This is a genomic window from Nocardiopsis sp. CA-288880 (genome assembly GCF_050955985.1).
Classification (GTDB): Bacteria; Actinomycetota; Actinomycetes; order Streptosporangiales; family Streptosporangiaceae; genus Nocardiopsis; species Nocardiopsis tropica.
The window spans coordinates 910,888-927,918 of sequence record NZ_CP192105.1 but is presented as its reverse complement, the minus strand read 5'-3'; the positions used below and the strand labels follow the sequence as shown (position 1 = coordinate 927,918).

14 protein-coding genes are annotated in these 17,031 nt (G+C 75.2%); 9 read left to right on the top strand and 5 right to left on the bottom strand.

The window, feature by feature from the left end; all coding sequences use genetic code 11:
- Nucleotides 1–38: 38 nt before the first annotated feature.
- From ACQPYD_RS04150 to purN, 3 genes are read right to left on the bottom strand one after another with little or no spacing between them, the layout of a single operon-like run.
- The gene (locus ACQPYD_RS04150; protein ID WP_433699850.1) at nt 39–899 is read right to left on the bottom strand and encodes a bifunctional methylenetetrahydrofolate dehydrogenase/methenyltetrahydrofolate cyclohydrolase; all 861 of its coding nucleotides are present in this window, start codon (nt 897–899) and stop codon (nt 39–41) included.
- A gap of 29 nt (nt 900–928) precedes the next feature.
- A complete protein-coding gene (gene purH, locus ACQPYD_RS04145; protein WP_433699849.1) occupies nt 929–2,497 on the bottom strand; it encodes a bifunctional phosphoribosylaminoimidazolecarboxamide formyltransferase/IMP cyclohydrolase in 1,569 nt (522 codons plus the stop codon).
- Complete coding sequence (gene purN / locus ACQPYD_RS04140; RefSeq protein WP_433699848.1) at nt 2,494–3,141, bottom strand: phosphoribosylglycinamide formyltransferase; 648 nt, start codon at nt 3,139–3,141, stop codon at nt 2,494–2,496. The genes purH and purN overlap by 4 nt, the downstream gene beginning before the upstream one ends.
- Before the next feature lie 384 nt (nt 3,142–3,525).
- Between purN and ACQPYD_RS04135 the strand changes: the two genes are divergently transcribed.
- The 9 genes from ACQPYD_RS04135 to ACQPYD_RS04095 all read left to right on the top strand — a co-directional run bounded on the left by ACQPYD_RS04135 (nt 3,526) and on the right by ACQPYD_RS04095 (nt 14,513).
- A complete protein-coding gene (locus tag ACQPYD_RS04135) occupies nt 3,526–3,918 on the top strand; it encodes a DUF4190 domain-containing protein (protein ID WP_267948134.1) in 393 nt (130 codons plus the stop codon).
- 352 nt (nt 3,919–4,270) lie between these two features.
- Nucleotides 4,271–6,340, top strand: a complete 2,070-nt coding sequence (locus tag ACQPYD_RS04130; RefSeq protein WP_433699847.1) for a lipopolysaccharide biosynthesis protein — start codon at nt 4,271–4,273, stop codon at nt 6,338–6,340.
- A gap of 50 nt (nt 6,341–6,390) precedes the next feature.
- Nucleotides 6,391–7,791: a ligase gene (locus ACQPYD_RS04125; RefSeq protein WP_433699846.1), complete on the top strand. Its 1,401-nt coding sequence runs from the start codon at nt 6,391–6,393 to the stop codon at nt 7,789–7,791.
- Nucleotides 7,788–9,011, top strand: coding sequence for a phosphotransferase (locus tag ACQPYD_RS04120; protein WP_330157598.1), 1,224 nt, complete (start codon nt 7,788–7,790; stop codon nt 9,009–9,011). The genes ACQPYD_RS04125 and ACQPYD_RS04120 overlap by 4 nt, the downstream gene beginning before the upstream one ends.
- A 177-nt stretch (nt 9,012–9,188) precedes the next feature.
- Nucleotides 9,189–10,070, top strand: a complete 882-nt coding sequence (locus ACQPYD_RS04115; RefSeq protein WP_433699845.1) for a sulfotransferase — start codon at nt 9,189–9,191, stop codon at nt 10,068–10,070.
- Nucleotides 10,040–11,665 carry a lipopolysaccharide biosynthesis protein gene (locus tag ACQPYD_RS04110; protein WP_433699844.1) on the top strand — a complete coding sequence of 542 codons (1,626 nt, stop codon included), beginning with the start codon at nt 10,040–10,042 and terminating at the stop codon, nt 11,663–11,665. Before ACQPYD_RS04115 ends, ACQPYD_RS04110 begins: the two co-directional genes overlap by 31 nt.
- A 252-nt stretch (nt 11,666–11,917) precedes the next feature.
- The gene (locus ACQPYD_RS04105) at nt 11,918–12,376 is read left to right on the top strand and encodes a UDP-N-acetylglucosamine--LPS N-acetylglucosamine transferase (protein WP_433699843.1); all 459 of its coding nucleotides are present in this window, start codon (nt 11,918–11,920) and stop codon (nt 12,374–12,376) included.
- Nucleotides 12,373–13,875 (top strand): glycosyltransferase, encoded by a 1,503-nt coding sequence (locus ACQPYD_RS04100; protein WP_433699842.1) that lies wholly within the window; start codon nt 12,373–12,375, stop codon nt 13,873–13,875. The genes ACQPYD_RS04105 and ACQPYD_RS04100 overlap by 4 nt, the downstream gene beginning before the upstream one ends.
- A 53-nt stretch (nt 13,876–13,928) precedes the next feature.
- Nucleotides 13,929–14,513, top strand: coding sequence for a GNAT family N-acetyltransferase (locus ACQPYD_RS04095; RefSeq protein WP_433699841.1), 585 nt, complete (start codon nt 13,929–13,931; stop codon nt 14,511–14,513).
- A gap of 90 nt (nt 14,514–14,603) precedes the next feature.
- Here the strand turns inward: ACQPYD_RS04095 and ACQPYD_RS04090 are convergent, their stop codons facing one another.
- The gene (locus tag ACQPYD_RS04090; RefSeq protein WP_433699840.1) at nt 14,604–15,734 is read right to left on the bottom strand and encodes a glycoside hydrolase family 26 protein; all 1,131 of its coding nucleotides are present in this window, start codon (nt 15,732–15,734) and stop codon (nt 14,604–14,606) included.
- 210 nt (nt 15,735–15,944) lie between these two features.
- On the bottom strand, nt 15,945–16,853 hold the full coding sequence (locus ACQPYD_RS04085; protein ID WP_433701944.1) for a sulfotransferase: 909 nt from the start codon (nt 16,851–16,853) through the stop codon (nt 15,945–15,947).
- Nucleotides 16,854–17,031 lie beyond the last annotated feature (178 nt).

Sequence of the window (17,031 nt, the reverse complement as noted above, 5' to 3'; positions counted from 1 at the left end):
GGGTCCCCCCGCGGCCGCCCCCGTGCGCGCTCCCCCGGTCAGGCCCCGGCCGCGGCCCGGCGCTCGGCGGCCTCCACCACGTTCACCAGCAGCATCGCCCGGGTCATCGGGCCGACGCCGCCGGGGTTCGGGGACAGGTACCCGGCGACGTCCGCGACGTCCGGCGCGACGTCGCCGACCAGCCCGGCCTCGGTGCGGGAGACGCCGACGTCCAGGACGGCCGCGCCCGGCTTGACCATGTCACCGGTGATCAGACCGGGCACGCCCGCGCCCGCCACGACGATGTCCGCGTTCCTCGTGTGGGCGGCCAGGTCGCGGGTGCCGGTGTGGCACAGGGTGACGGTGGCGTTCTCGGAGCGGCGGGTGAGCAGGAGCCCGAGGGGGCGGCCCACCGTGACCCCGCGCCCGACCACGACCACCTCGGCGCCCCGGAGCGGGACCTCGTAGCGGCGGAGGAGCTCCACGATGCCGCGCGGGGTGCACGGCAGCGGGGCCTCCTCCATCAGGACCAGCTTGCCCAGGTTGACGGGCTGGAGTCCGTCGGCGTCCTTGACCGGGTCGATCAGGCCGAGGACCCGGTTCTCGTCCAGCCCCCCGGGCAGGGGGAGCTGCACGATGTAGCCGGTGCAGGCCGGGTCCGCGTTGAGCTCGTGGACGGCCTGCTCCACCTCCTCCTGCGTGGCGGTCCCCGGCAGGTCGCGCCGGATGCTCGCGATGCCCACCTGCGCGCAGTCGCGGTGCTTGCCGCGCACGTACGAGTGGCTGCCCGGGTCGTCGCCGACGAGCACCGTCCCCAGTCCGGGGGTGATGCCCTTGGCGTGCAGCTTCGCCACCCTCTCGGCGAGCTCCTCGCGAATGGACTTCGCGACGGCCTTGCCGTCCAGAACGATCGCGCTCATGCGTTACCCCTCGCTGCTGTGAAGCGGAATCAGTGGAAGAAGTGGCGGGTGCCGGTGAGGTACATGGTCACCCCGGCCGCCTTCGCCGCGGCGACGACCTCCTCGTCGCGGACGGAGCCGCCGGGCTGGACCACCGCCCTGACACCGGCGTCGAGGAGGATCTGGAGGCCGTCCGCGAACGGGAAGAACGCGTCGCTCGCGCCCACCGACCCGCTCGCCCGGTCGCCCGCGCGGGTGACGGCCAGCCCGGCGGAGTCCACCCGGTTGACCTGGCCCATGCCGACGCCGACGGTCGCGCCGCCGGAGGCGAGCAGGATGGCGTTGGACTTGACCGAGCGCACCGCCCTCCAGGCGAACAGCAGGTCCGCGAGGGTCGCCTCGTCGGCGGCCTCCCCGCTGGCCAGCGTCCACGAGGAGGGGTCGTCGCCGGGGGCGTCGATCATGTCCCGGTACTGCACCAGCAGGCCGCCGCTGATCTGGCGGTTCTCGACCCCGGACCGGAACCCGCTCCCGTCGGCGACGAGCAGCCGGATGTTCTTCTTGCGGGTGAGGACCTGGAGGGCCTCGGGCTCGAAGGCCGGGGCGACGACGACCTCGGTGAAGATCTCGGCGATCTGGCCGGCGAGCTCCGCGCCGACGGGGCGGTTGGTGGCGATGACGCCGCCGTACGCCGACACGGGGTCGCTGGCGTGGGCCTTGAGGTGGGCCTCGGCGTTGTCGGAGCCGACCGCGATGCCGCAGGGGTTGGCGTGCTTGATGATCGCCACGCACGGCTCGTCGAAGTCGTGGGCGGCGCGCAGCGCGGCGTCGGCGTCCACGTAGTTGTTGTACGACATGGCCTTGCCGTGCAGCTGCTCGGCCCCGGCCAGCCCGGTGGCCGGCTCCCCCTCGACCGTGTAGAGGGCCGCCTGCTGGTGCGGGTTCTCGCCGTACCTGAGCACGTCCCGGCGCCGGTAGCCGACGCCGGTGAAGTCCGGCCAGCCGGACCCGGCGGCCTCCTCGTCGGGGGCGTAGGCGCCGGAGAACCACCCCGCGACCGCCGCGTCGTAGGTGGCGGTGTGCCGGAAGGCGAGTCCGGCCAGGCGCTTGCGCTGCTCCGGGGTGAACCCGCCGTCGCGCACCGCCTCCAGGACGGAGTCGTAGGCCGCGGGGTCGACCACGACCGCGACGCTCGCGTGGTTCTTGGCGGAGGCGCGCACCATGGCGGGGCCGCCGATGTCGATCTTCTCGATGCACTCGGCGTCGGAGGCGCCCGAGGCGACGGTGTCCCGGAAGGGGTAGAGGTTGACCACGACCAGGTCGAAGGGGGCGATTCCCAGTTCCTTGATCCTGGCGACGTGCTCGGGGTTGTTCTGGTCCGCGAGGAGGCCCGCGTGCACGGAGGGGTGGAGGGTCTTGACCCGGCCCTCCATGATCTCGGGGAAGCCGGTGACGTCCTCCACGGAGGTGACGGGGATGTCGGCGTCGCGCAGCCGTGCGGCCGTGGAGCCGGTGGAGACGATCTCCACCCCGGCCTCGGCCAGGCCGAAGCCCAGCTCCTCCAGCCCGGTCTTGTCGTACACGCTGATCAACGCACGCCTGATGGCCTGCTGGCTCACCGGTTCTCCTTCGTGTCGGTCGCGTCGGCGACGCTCTGCTCGGTGCGGCCGAACCGCACGTGCCTGCCGTCGACGGTCCAGCCCTCGCGGGCGAGCCGGCCGACCGTGTCGACCAGCATCCGCCGCTCCACGGCCTTGATGCGCTCGTGGAGGCTGGACTCGTCGTCGTCGTCCTGGACGGGGACCGCGACCTGGTCGATGATCGGCCCGGAGTCGACGCCCTCGTCGAGGAAGTGGATGGTGGTGCCGGTGACGCGGACACCGTGGGCGAGCGCGTCACGCACCGCGTGCGCGCCGGGGAAGGAGGGGAGGAGCGCCGGGTGGATGTTGACCGCGGGGTGGCTGCCGACGACGGCGGGCCCGAGGATCCTCATGAACCCGGCGGAGACGACCAGGTCGGGCTCGTACCCGCTGATGTGCTCGGCCATGGCGGCGTTCCACAGGGCGCGGTCGCCGTAGTCGCGGAAGTGGGCGACGAAGGTCGCCACCCCGGCCCTCTCGGCGAGCTCGATGCCGCGGGTACCTCTGCGGTCGGCGCCGACGGCGACGACGGTCGCCCCGTAGCCGGGGTCCTCGGCCGCCTCCAGCAGGGCTGCCATGTTGCTGCCCGTGCCCGATATGAGGACCACAACTCGCGCGGACAAATGCTTCTCCCAGTGTGTAGAGAACGGTGCGGGAGCGGTCTCCCGGCTCCGGGGGCGCCGGGGGACGGCGCAGCATCCGGATGTCGCGTACGCCCCGCACGGAACCCGGGGCCGGGCCCCGCGCCGTGTGGGGGCGCCCCACCCGCACCCCGAGGAGCGGTCTCCAGGGGCGGTCGCGGGTGACGGCCGGGCCCGCTCGGCCCGTCCGCGTTCCCACCCTATCGGGCCGGGTAGCGTCTACCCACGGGGAGTCGGCGTTGGCGCCACTGTGACGGGGGCCGCCACGGCTCCCGGACCAGCCCCGGGACCACCGAGACCCGGCATGCTCCGCCCAGGCGTGAGCGGCCCACCACGCCCCGGCGGGGCGTCCGTAAGGAGAGAACCTTGACCGACAACAGCCCGGAACCGCGAACCGAGGGGCAGCCTCCCAGAGTCGAACGAGGCGGCCTGTGGGGTCTGTTCTTCGGAGCGGCCGGCCTGCTGCTCCCTCCCTACGGGGCCGTGCTGTCCGTGTTCGGCGTCGTGCAGGGTTTCCGGGCGCGGAGGGCGGCGAGACGGAACCGCACCCAGGCCCCGGGAGCCCTGCTGAGCGTGGTCGTGGGAGTGCTCGGCGTCGTGGTGTCGCTGGCCCTGACCTCGGTCTTCGTGGTGTACCGCGACCAGGTGACGGAGTTCCGCGACTGCTCGGCCCGCGCGCACACGGTGACGAGCCAGAAGGTGTGCGACGAGGCGTGGGAGTCGTCCACGGGCCTGCCGCCCACGGTGGTCGCGGCCTGACGGCCCCTTCGGGCCGCCCCTCCCGCCGCGGCCGATCCGCCGGCCGCGCCCCCGGCGCGGGACCCGCGCGTCCCCCGTCCGCCGGGCCGCCGGGCGGCCCGCGGCCGCCGCACGCCCCCTCCCCGTCGTGGTACGGGATCCCCCTCCGATGACCCTGTGTGAGGGGGCGGCCGAAGCCGCCCGGCCGCCCCCTCGGACACCCGCAGGCCCCTCCCGCACGCGGGCCGGGCTTCCCCGGCCGACGCCACGGTGAATCGACTGTTTTCCCCAGTGTCCGCCACCCCCAAAGGGACTACACTTAGTATGCAATCGTTCACTAAAAGTGTTGACCACGCCTGCGCGAGAGGACTCGATGGACAGCGACGTCCCCGGATCGTCCGGACCGGAACTCAGGGAGTACACGGCGCTGCTGCGCCGCCGCTGGCGGCCGGTCTGCGCCGGGGTGGTCGGCGGGCTACTCCTCGCCACCGCCGGTGTCCTCGCCCTGCCCTCCGTCTACACCTCCGCCACGTCGGTGCAGGTCCGGCCCACCGGGCTGGAGCGGTTCACCGGGGAGCAGTCCGGGCGCCTCGCCGGGGACGTCAACCTCGACACCGAGGCCCAGGTCCTGGTGTCGGACCAGGTGTCGGCCGTCGTCGCCCGGACCCTGGCCGGGAACGGATCCGGGCCGGCGCCGACCACGGCCGAACTGCGCGAGCGCGTCGAGGTCAGCGTGCCCCCCAACAGCAACGTCCTGGAGATCCACTACTCGGCGGGGAGCCCCGGGGCCGCCCGGGCGGGCGCGGAGGCCTACGCCGACGCCTACCTCGCCCTGCGCCGGGCCCGGGTCGACGACCTGATCGACAGCCGGTTGGAAGCACTGCGGGCGGAGCAGGAGAACCGCTACGAGGCCCTCGCCGAGGCGACCGGGGACGGTACGGCCTCCCCGCAGGCCACGGCCCGGGCCGACGCGCTGCGCCAGGAGATCACCGACCTCGGCAACGGGATCAGCCCGCTCAGCGCCCTCCGGGAGACGGTCAGCCCCGGCTCCGTGATCACCCCGGCCGGGCTCCCGGAGAGTGCGAGCAGCCCCGTCCCCATGCTGTGGCTGGTCGGCGGCGCGGCCCTCGGGCTCGTCGCGGGGCTGCTCGCGGCCGTGGCCCGGGACCGCCTCGACCCGCTTCTGCGCGACCCCGAGGAGACCGCCCGCGTCGGGCGGCTGCCGGTCCTGCTCGACCTGTCCGCCCGTTCGTCCCGGTCCCCCTCCGACCGCTCCCCCGGCCTGCTGGGCGAGGAGGGCGGCGGCCAGCGGGTCAACGAGTTCGCGCACCTGGTGCGCGCCCGCCTCGCCGTCCCCGCGGCCGGGCCGGGCGGGGAGCCCGGCGGCGCCGGGCTCCCCGAGCGGGCCGGGACCGCCGACGACGGTCCCGGACGCGTCATCCTCGTCGCCGCGGGCACACCGGGCCGGGCGGGCGCGGCGACGGCCGTCAACCTGGCCGCGGCCCTGGCCCGCACCGGTTCGGAGACGCTGCTGGTCTGCTCGGACCCGAGGACGGACACCGTCGGCGAACTGCTCGGGCTGCCGGAGGGGCCCGGCCTGGCCGAGGCCCTGCTGGAGGGCGAGGACCCCGGGGACCTGGAGGTGCGCCCCGACGCGGTGCCCCGCCTGCGCGTCCTGCGCCACGGGAGCCCGGGACTGACCGCGCCGGTGCAGGGGACGGCCATGACGGAACTGGTGCGGCTGCTGCGCACGAACGCCGACTACGTGGTCGTGTCCGTCGCGGCGGTGGGCGAGCGCGCCGACGCGCACGCCCTGGCCGGGGCGGCCCACCTGCTCCTGCCCGTGGTCGAACTGGACCGGACCCGGCGCGCGGACCTGGTCGCCCTGCTCACCCTCGCGGACCGGTTCGGGGTGCCCGTCCCGGGCACCGCCGTGCTGCCGGCCCAGCCGCAGGCCGGGCCCGCACCGGTCGCCGCGGGGGGACCGGCCGGGGGGACCCCGGTGACCGGGCCGGACCCCACCGACCCCGAACCGGAGGAGGCGGACCCCGGGCCCGGGAACCCGGACACCGAGGAGACCGGACCGGGGACCGGGGCCCCCGGGGACACCGGACCGGACGTCGTGGTCCCCGCGGACACCGCCGGGGCCTCGGCGGCTGTGAGGTTCGCGTACACCGCCGAGGCGTGGGACGCCCCGTACACCACAGAGGCGTGGGACGCCCCCTACACCGCAGAGGAGGAGGAGGCCGCCCCGGTCACCCCGGTGGCCGAGGTCCCCGGCGGGTCCGCCGAGACCCCGGGGAGCGCGGAGGGCACGGGTCCTGCCGACAGCGCTGAGGACGCTGAGGACGCAGGGGACGCGGAGGGCCCCGGGAAGGCGGGGGACACGGTGGACGGCGGTCCCGCGTCCGTCGACGCGTCCGCCTCCGGAGCCCGGCGCTGATGGCCGGAGGCTCGTCCGCCCGCGGCCGCCGGGCGTCCGCGACCGGCCCCATGGGCCCCTGGACGTCACCGGGTCCCGCCCTGGCGTCCGTGTCCGGCCCCCTGCCCGGCGCGGGCGCCCCCGGCGCCGCGGGGCGCCCCGTGGTCTGGCTGCTGGCCGGGTACCCGCTCTGGTGGGCGCTGGGGATGGGGCAGTTCGCGTACTGGCTCTTCGCGGTGCCGATGGCCGCCGAGCTCGTCCGCCGCCACCGGACGGCGGGTCTGCGGGTCCCGCCGGGGTTCTGGCTCTGGGCCCTGTTCCTGGTGTGGTCGCTGCTCGGTCTGCTCCTCGTCCCGCTGGACATGCCCGGCACGGTCCCGGGCAGCGGGGGCTACGGCGGCGCCCTCCTGAGGGTGGTCAACTACCTCGTGCTGACCGTGCTGCTGCTCTACGTCGGCAACCTGACCGAACGGGAGCTGCCCGCGCGGGCCGTCGTGTCGGCGCTGTCGGTGCTCTGCCTGGCCACGATCGCCGGCGGCTACCTGGGAATGGCGGCGCCCCGGTTCGAGTTCACCGCGCCGCTGGAGTACCTGCTGCCGCCGGGGCTGGCCTCCGACGCGTACATGCAGGCCCTCGTCCATCCCGCGTCCGCTCAGGTCATGGACATCTTCGGATACGACTCGGCCCGCCCCAAGGCCCCGTGGGAGTACACCAACATCTGGGGGTACATGCTCTCCCTGCTGCTGGTGTGGCTGGTGGTGGGCTGGGTGGTCCAGGGGGCCGGCTGGATCCGCTGGGGCGCGTCGGCGGCCGCCGCCCTGGCGGTGGTCCCCGCCGTGTACTCGCTCAACCGGGCGCTGTGGGCGGGCCTGGCGCTCTCCCTCGCCTACGGAGCCGTGATCGCGCTGCGCCGGGGCCGGGTGGTGCTCGTGGGGGCCTGCGCGGCAGCCGCCGTCGCCGCGCTGCTGGTCCTGGCGGCGTCGCCGCTCGCGGACGTGGTGAGGGCGCGCGCCGACGCCCCGCACAGCGACGACGGCCGGGCCGCCACCAACGCCGCGGCCGTGGAGGCGGCCGACCTGTCGCCCGTCATGGGGTGGGGCACCACCAGGGAGTCCCAGGGCAGCCCTGACTCGATCGCGGTCGGCCCCACGTCGGAGTGCCCCGGCTGCGGCCAGCACGTCATCGGCAACGCCGGGCAGCTCTGGATGACCCTCGTCACGACCGGCTGGGTGGGCGCCGCCCTCTCCACCGGGTTCTTCGCGTGGGTCGCGTGGCACTACAGGTCGACGGCCTCACCGGTGGGACAGGGCGCGCTGCTGACCGTGCTGCTGCTGTTCTGGTACATGTTCTTCTACGTCGCGCTGATGTCCCCGCTGGCGGTCACCATGGTCGCCGTCGCCCTGCTGTGGCGGGACGGCGAGCCCGGACTCCGGCGGCGCGGGGCCGCGCGCACACGCGGAGGTCTGCGTTGAACAGCGAGACGACCTATCTGACCGACCTCGCCGCGGTGCTGTGGCCGTGCGGGGGACTGCTCGGGCCCGGGGACAGGGGCATGCGGCGCCGGGTCCGCCGCGACCGCGGCAACCAGTACCTGCCGGTGCCCAGCGCCCACAACCCCCGGGTCATCCTGCCCGCGTACAACCGCTCGGCCGCCACCCGCGGCATCACGTCCTTCGCGCAGGGGCACTCGCTGCGGGAGAGGGCGCGCACGCTGCTGCTGACGGGGGCGTTCGCCACCGGGATGGCCCCGCTCCTCCTCCGCGACCGCCTGTACGTGGGCGCGGGCCCCGGGATCGAGCACGCGCTCACCGCCGCCCTCGACCGCGACCTGTCCATCGCGATCCACGTCGGTCCGCCCAGGGCCAACCGCAAACCCGTCCTGCTCCTGCTCACACCGGGCGGACGGACCATCGGCTACGCGAAGGTCGCCGTCAACGACCTGACCTCGCGCCTGGTGCGCGCCGAGACGCGGGCCCTGCGGCACCTCGCCGGGTCCCCCCTGAGGGACGTGACCGTGCCGCGCCTGCTGTACGAGGGGGAGTGGAACGGCCACCCGTTGCTGGTGCAGGAGGCTCTGCCGGTCGGGGAGCAGACGGACCGGCCCACCCGCCGCCAGCTGCTGCGCTGTGTCACGCAGATCACCGCGGTGGCGGGCGTGCGGGAGCTGAGGCTCTCCACCAGCCCCTACCGGCACTCGCTGGAGGAGCGGATCGTGGCGCTGGGCGCCCGGCCCGAGGCCGCGCCGCTGCGCGCCGCCCTGCGGCGGCTGCCGGACGTGCGCGTGCCGTTCGGGGCCTGGCACGGCGACCTCACCCGGTGGAACATCGCCAGCACGGCGCGGCGCGCGTTCGTGTGGGACTGGGAGCGGCTCTGCCTGGACGCCCCGGCCGGCTTCGACGCCCTGCACTACGACCTCAACGAGTGCGTGCAGGCCGGGGTCCACCCCGGCGTGCACCGGTGGCTGGACAGCGGCTCGCGGCTGCTGCGCGACCCGCTCATGTCCGGGACCGGGCTGCGCCCGCACACCGTGTCCACCGTCATGGCGCTGTACCTGATCGACCTTGCCACGCGCTACCTGCACGACCGGCAGGCCGAGAGCGGCGGCCGCCTCGCGGCCGTGGACGACTGGCTGCTCCCCGCGCTGGAAGGGCTCCAGGAGAGAGCGGCCCACGAGGCCGCCGGTCCCGCCTGACCCGGGACCCGGCGTCCCCGCGGCGGCGCGGTGAGGTGACCGCGCCGCCGACACGCCACCGACACCGGGCCGCGACGGCCGCCGGCGCCCGCACCGGCGCACGTCCGCGCCTGCCGCCGGAACCGCCCGCCGGGCGCCGGCGGGCACCACGTCCGCAGACCAGAGAGGGATCACCCGATGCCGCGGAACACCTCCCCCGCACTGCTCCACCGCCTGGCAGCTCCTGCCCGGCGGGCCCTCCTGCCCCTGGCCGACGGCCTGGGCGGGATGACCAGCTCCGCCCGCGCCGTTCCCGACTTCCTGATCTGCGGCGCCCAGCGCGCGGGCACCACGTCGCTGTTCAAGGCCCTGGGCCGGCACCCGGCCGTGACAGGGCCGACCCTGCGCAAGGGCGTCCACTACTTCGACACCGGGTACGGCCGCGGCCTGGACTGGTACCGGTCCCACTTCCCCCTGCGCGCGACCCTGCGGGCACGCCGGGGGCGGCCCGGGGTGAGGGTGTTCGAGTCCAGCCCGTACTACCTGTTCCACCCCCTGGCCGCCGAGCGCATCGCCCGCACCCTGCCCGACGTGCGGGTGGTCGTGATCCTGCGCGACCCGGTGGAGCGGGCGTACTCGGCGCACGCGCACGAGTCGGCGCGCGGGTTCGAGACCGAGCCCTTCGCCCTCGCCGTGGAGCTGGAGGCCAAGCGGCTCTCCGGCGAGGAGGAGCGCCTCGTCGGGGATCCGGGGTACCGCTCGCACGCCCACCAGCACCACGGGTACGTGGCGCGCGGGCACTACGCGGACCAGCTGCTCAGGATGGAGCGGCACCTGGGGCGCGACCGGATCCACGTGGTGGACCACGCCGACCTCTTCGACGGGACGGCGCGTGCGCTGACCGGGATCGAGCGGTTCCTGGGGCTGCCCCCCGGCCCGGGGGAGGCCCCGGGCCGGCACAACGCCCGCGAGCGCGCGGGGATGCCCGAGGGGCTGCGGGCGGAGCTGACGGAGCGGTTCGCCGAGAGCGACGCCCGCCTGGCGGCCTGGTGGGGGCGCACACCCTCGTGGCGCGCGTGACCGACACCGCGGACCGGCGGGACCCGGGCGGGACGGCCGGGCCGGGGGCGGGCCTGCGCCCCGTCCTGCGCGGCGGCGTCGTCAACATGGCGGGGGCCGTGGTCGGGGCCGGGCTGAACCTCCTCCTGATCGTGGCCATCACCAGGGCGTTCTCGCAGGAGACGGCGGGCCTGCTGTTCTCGGCGACGTCGGTGTTCCTGATCGCGGCGGTCGTGGCGAACCTGGGCGCACCGGACGGGCTCGTGTACTTCATCGCCAGGATGCGCGTGTTCGGCCGGCCAGGGGGCGTGCCCCGTCTGCTGCGGCTGGCCATGGGGCCCGCCGTCGGCGCCGCGTGCGTCCTGGCGGGAGCGCTGCTGGTGTTCGCCGAGCCGATGGCCGGCGCCCTGGGAAGCGGGGAGGCCGCGGCCTACCTCCGCCTGCTGGCGGTGTTCCTGCCGTTCGCTGTGCTCACCGACTCCGCGCTGGCGGCGGCGCGCGCGCACCACGACATGGCCGGCACCGTGCTGGTGGACCGGGTGGGGCGCCCGCTGGCACAGCTGGGGCTCGTGGCGGGGATCGCGGTCACGGGATCGGCCGGGCTGCTGGCGCTGGCCTGGGCGGGGCCGTACCTGCCCGCCGCGGCGCTGGCGTGGTTCTGGCTCGGGCGGATCCTGCGGGGCGCCCGGCCCGGGACGGGCCCGGGGCACGGGCCGGGAGCGGGCGCGGGCCCGGGGCGCCCGGACTGCGAGGACCCCGCCCCGGCAGGGGGGACCGGGGCCCCCGACGCCGCCGGGGCCGCGCCGGTCGCCGCCCGGGAGTTCTGGACGTTCGCGCTCCCCCGCGCGCTGGGCGGGCTCGCCCAGATGGGGGTGCAGCGCGGCGGCGTGGTGCTGGTCGCCCTCTTGAGCGGCCTGACCGGCGCGGCGGTGTTCACGGCCGCCACCCGGGTCATGGTGGTCGGCCAGTTCGGCACGCAGGCGGTGCTGTTCGCCGCCCAGCCGAGGTTCGCCGAGCAGGTGGCGACGGGGGACCACGAGGGGATCAGGTCCCTGTACCGGGCGGGGACCGCGTGGCTGCTGTGCGTGACAGGGCCGCTGTACCTGTCGGTGCTGGTGTTCGCCCCGGAGGTGATGCGGCTCTTCGGACCGGGCTACGCGGAAGGGGCGACGGCGCTGGTCGTGGTGTGCGCGGGGCAGCTGCTGGGGTCCGTGCTGGGCATGGGCGACCTGATCCTGACGATGACGGGACGCACCGGGCTGAACCTCCTGAACAACATGCTGTCGCTGGCCGCGAACGTGGCCGTGTGCGTGGCGCTCGTGCCGTGGGCGGGGGCCACGGGGGCGGCCGTGGCCCTGGTCGCGGCGGTCCTGGTCCGCAAGGCGCTTCCGCTCTGGCAGCTGCGGTCACAGGTGGTGCTGCACCCGTTCTGCAGACCGGTGGCGGCCGCCGCGCTCAGCTCCGTGCTGTGGTTCGGCGCCCTGCCCCTGCTGGCGGACGCGGTGGCCGGCGGAGGGTTCGCGGCGGCGGCAGCGGCCCTGATCGCGGGCGTCCTGGGCCACGCGGCGACGGTGTGGTCGCTGAGGGGGCTTCTCGGCCTGCGCCCGCGCGGATGAACCGCGCCGCCGGCCCCGGCCGCGGGAGGTTCGGGCGTCCCCCGTGCCCGCGCCGGACCCCGGGACGCGGGCGGCGCGGGTCCGGGTCCGGGTCCGGGAGTCCGCGCGCCCTGCCCCGGAGCGGCCCCTCCCGGACCGCGGGCCGTGTGGGCGCGCCCCGGCGCCCGGTCGTCCCCGGGCGCCGCGGCGACCCGCGCGGCACGGGGCGCCGACCATCCATATGACTACTCTCAGTTATGGAATGATGACAACATGTCTGTATCCCCGGTTCTCCTGGTGGCCTCCAGCGGTGGTCACCTCACCCAGCTGTGCTCGCTCCGCCCCTGGTGGCAGGGGCGCGAGCGCGCGTGGGTGACCTTCCGGACCCCCGATGCCGAAGCCGCCCTCGACGGCGAGCGGGTGCACTGGGCCTTCCACCCCACCACGCGCGACGTCGGCAACCTGCTGCGCAACACGCGGCTGGCCCTCAGGGTCCTGCGCGAGCGGCGCCCCTCCGCCGTCGTCACGACCGGCGCCGGGGTGGCCCTGCCGTTCTTCGCCCTGGCCTGGCTGCTGCGGATCCCGACTGTCTACATCGAGGTCTACGACCGCATCGACACGCCGACCCTCACCGCGCGCCTGTGCCGGCCCTTCACACGCCTGTTCCTCACCCAGTGGGAGGAGCAGCGGACCTTCATGCCGACCGCCATCACGGTAGGACCGCTCCTGTGACAGAACAGACCGCCCGCCCCGCCCGGAGGCCCGAGGCCGGCGACCACCCCGACGTGGTCGTCAGCATCGGCACCGACCACCACGCCTTCGACCGCCTGGTTCGGTGGACCGACGACTACGCCCGCCGCCACCGGGACCTGAGCATCCTGGTCCAGCACGGTCACAGCACCGCGCCGGAGGTCGCCGCGGGCACGCCCTTCCTTCCCGGCGACGAACTCGGCGCCCTCATGCGGGAGGCGCAGGTGGTCGTCACCCACGGCGGTCCGGGGACCATCGTCCAGGCGCGCCGGGCCGGGCACCTGCCCGTTGTCGTCGCCCGCGACCCCGAGCTGGGCGAGCACGTGGACGACCACCAGCTCCTCTTCGTCCGCCGCCTGGAGCAGGCGGGCCGGGTCCGCGCCTGCTCCAGCCCCCAGCAGCTGTCCGCGCTCATCGACGAGGCCCTCGCCTCACCGGAGGCGTTCCGCGTCCGCCCCTCCGCCGACGGGGGCCCGGAGCGGGCGGCGCTGCGCGCGGGGGAGCTGATCGACCTGCTGACGGACACCTGCGCCGGCCCCGGCGCACCGGAACCCGCCGTGCGGCCCGCCGGCGCCTGGCCCGGGGTGACCGTGGTGGTGCCCACCCGGGACCGCCCCGAGCTGCTGCGCCGCACCCTGCGCGCGGTCGAGGAGCAGGAGTACCCGGGCCGCATCACCACGATCGTGGTGTTCGACAACGACCAGCCCGACCCCGCCCTGGCCCGCGCCGACGGCGAGCGCCCCGTGCGCGTGGTCACCAACACCCTCACCCCGGGCCTGGCCGGGGCCCGCAACACCGGCGTGCTCGCGGCCGACACCGAGCTGGTGGCCTTCTGCGACGACGACGACACCTGGATGCCGGGCAAGCTCCGGGCCCAGGTGGAGGTGATGCGCGCCGAGCCCTGGACCGAGATGGTGTGCTGCGGCATCAGGGTGGTCTACGACCGGGTCGAGGCGGAGCGGAGCCTGGACCGCACCAGCGTCACCTTCGGCGACCTGCTCGCGTCGCGGCTGACGGAGCTGCACCCGTCCACGTTCCTGATCCGCCGAGGTGCCATGCTCGACGGGTGCGGGACGGTCAGCGAGGAGATCCCGGGCAGCTACGGCGAGGACTACGAGCTGCTGCTGCGGCTGGCCAGGCGCGCGCCCATCCGCAACATCCCCGAGCCCGGCGTCCGGGTCCTGTGGCACCGCCGCTCCCACTTCGCCGGCCGCTGGCAGACCATCTCCAAGGCGCTGCGCTGGCTGCTGGAGCGCTACCCCGAGTTCCGGCTGGTGCCGCGCGGCTACGCCCGCGTCGCCGGGCAGATCGCGTTCGCGGAGGCGTCGGCGGGCCGGCGCGGGGCCGCGCTCGGGTGGATCGGCGCCACCCTCCGGCACCGGGCCGCCGAGGGGCGCGCCTACCTGGCGCTGCTGGTGGTGTGCGGTGTGCCGCCCGGGTGGATCACGCGCGCGCTCCACCTGCGCGGGAGGGGTGTGTAGCCTCGTATGCCGTGTCCCGGGCCCGTCCGGGACACGGACGTGACGGGGGGCTCATGGTCAGGGAAGCTGCGGTCGGGGACGTGGAGCGGGCGGCGGACACGCTCGCCGCGGCCTTCGCGGACTACCCCTTCACACGCCACACCATCTCCGCCGACGGCCACGCGGCCCGGCTGAGGGAGTTCCAGCGGCTCTTCCTCGCCGAGGTCGGCCTCCCGCACGGCCGGGTCCTGGTGTCCGGGGGCCTGGAGGCCGTCGCGGTCTGGACGACCCCGGACTCCGGCGGCGCGGAGGCCGTCATGGAGCGCCTGCTGCCCGCGTTCGTGGAGCTCGCGGGCGATCGGGCCGCGGCCTACGCCGCGGCCGAGGAGGAGATGGACCGCTACCGCCCGGCGGAACCCGTGTGGTTCCTGGGCACGGTCGGCGTCCACCCGGGCTCGCAGGGGCGGGGACTGGGGCGCTCGGTCGTCGCCGCCGGGCTGCGCGAGGCCGACGCGGCCGGGGTCCCCGCCTTCCTGGAGACCTCCGCGTACGGCAACGTCGGCCTCTACGAGTCCCTGGGGTTCGCCGTGACCGCGGAGTACGACCTGCCGGGCGGCGGCCCGAGGACCTGGTCCATGGCCCGGCCCGTCGGGGGCTGAGGCGCCTCCCCGCGGCGGACCGCCCGCGTCCGCCCTGCTTCCCGTGCCGCGCGCCCCGGGCGCCCCGCGGGGCGCCCGGGGCCTCCGGCCTCAGTCGCGCCGGGCGGCGTCCTCCGCGAGGCGCCGCACCCGCTCGGGCAGGCGCACGTACGGGTCCTGTCCGGCCAGCTGGAACCCCCGCTGGGCGTACTCGTTGGCCCCGATGCGGAAGTCGCACCCCGGGGTCAGCTCGTTGTCCCACATCTTGACCGCGCGCACCCGCTCGTAGCGGCGCAGGACGTCGGGGATCTCGGAGTACCACTCCAGGGTCTCGCGGGGCCCGATGTCGGTGGTGCCCATCTCGCCGATCATCACCGGCTTGTCCGGGTCGATGCCGTGCGCGGGCCCCTCGGTCTGGATCCAGTCGTAGGCGGGGCGCAGGGCCTCCTCGAACGAGTGGGTCTCGGTCCAGTTCGGCTGGGCGTCGCAGGTGGACATGTTGTACGCCTCCCAGCTGATCCAGTCGACGTAGTCGTTGCCCGGCCAGAGCCCGGGGAGGCGGTCGAGGTTGGCCTCCCACCCGGTCACGTTCCACACCCAGATGGCGTTGTCCGCGCCCTCGGACCGGTAGAGGTCCACGATGTGCTGCCAGGAGGCCACGAACTCCTCGGGCGTGCCGCGCTCGTTGTAGCGCCTGTTGGCGTCGGCCTCGTGGTCGAAGGTGACGAAGTAGGGCACGTCCAGGGCGGCGATGCCGCGCGCCTGGGACCGCAGCTGCTCGTCGAACTCGCCGTCGGCGATCGACGCGTAGGAGACGGCCGGGTGTCCCGGGCGGGTGAAGCGGCGGGCCTCGATGTTGGTGTGCACGAACTTGCCCTCGGCGGCCATGCTCCGCTCGCGCCGTCCGGGGACGTCCGCCTGGTCGATGCCGCGCCAGGTGTACACGATGTCCATGTCGCGGTCGGCGGCCTGCTCCAGCTGCTCCACCCGGTTCTCGTAGGGACTGGCCCCCCACCAGACCCCGCAGGAGGGCTCCAGGATCTCCGAGACCGTGCAGCGGTACTCCGTCGCCGCGGGCAGTCCGAGGAACGTCGCCGTGCCCTCCGGCGGCGTGTCGGGCGGGACGGACCGGCGGTCGGGGCCCGCGGCCTCCCCCGGTGGCGCGCTCGCGGCGCCGACAAGTGTCATGGCGAGGGCGAGTGCCCCCGCGGCCGCCATGGCCCGTACCGGTCCCCTGTCCACTTCGAGCCCCCTAGCCGGAAAAAGTACAACTCAGAGTGTTCATTTAACTACTGTACGTTACAATTTCGGCACGCAACACCCTCACCGGTCCTAACGCGACACGTCCTCGGAAATCGGACCCCGCCACGGGACGGGACACAGGACCCGGGACGCGGGCGGGAAAAAGCCGCGGACGCGCCGGGAACGGGAGCCCGTACCGCCACGGGGACCTCAGTAGCCGTAGCGCCTGCGGGACGGGGCCGTCACCGCGGTCACCAGGTGGCGCCGCCAGGGCGCCAGGGACTCCCGCCACCCGTGGTCGGCACGCACGCCGATCCGGCCCGTGGTGAACCGCATGGGATTCCCCGACACCGCGTGGCCCCCGGAGAGCCGGCCCCCGCTCCCCCCGGCCTCCAGCGGGCCGTCCGCGCCCCCGGTCTCGCCCGTATAGCCCGAGAACGCGGCGATGCGGGCGAACTCCGCGCCCGGTTCGGCGACGAAGTCCTCGTAGCGGACCCTCAGGGTGGGGGTGCCGAGCCCGGCGAGGGCGTCGAACGCGGCGTTCTGGGCCATCCACTGGACCGCCGCGCGCCCGGCGGAGTACCTCGCCATCTCCGGTTCGCTGCTGGCCTCGGTCGCGTCCGGGCGGATCGTCCTCTTGCCCCAGGAGTGGGCGACGGCGCGGGGGTCGCGCACCACGTGCAGCAGCCGCATCCGGGCGCCGTAGCGCAGGCGCAGGCACGCGGCCAGGGAGGCGTGCTTGCTGGCGTCCACGATCACGCGCGCGCCGCTGACCCGGGACACGGCCGCGTAGAGGCGGTGGTAGAGCTCCGTGTAGCGGTCGCAGCGGGCGGAGAGCCTGCCCCCGCGCGCACCGTCCAGCAGGGCCGGCAGGAACCGGGTCCGGTCCACCCCGTCCTTGAGCCGCAGTACCTGTCCGGCGTCCAGGCGGCTCCAGCCGCCGAACGCCTCCTCGCCGACGTCGGTCCAGAACCCGCACTCGGAGAACGGCCGGCCGCAGCCGCACCTCTCGTTCTCCACCAGCCCCCGGCGCCACAGGTGCACGATCTCACCCACCGAGCAGAACCCGGGCAGCTCTCCGAGCAGCAGCTCGATGAGGGTCGACCCGGACCGGCCCATGCCGCCGACGAACACCAACCGATAACCGTCATCCACACCCTCAGACTATTACCAGCGGTCACGATCCGACATCGGAACGCGACGACCCGCCGGGGGGCGGGCCCCGGCGGGAAGTCGGCTCCCGACGACGGCGAACGGCCCCGGTCGGGGAGGTCACGCCCCGACCGGGGCCGTTCGC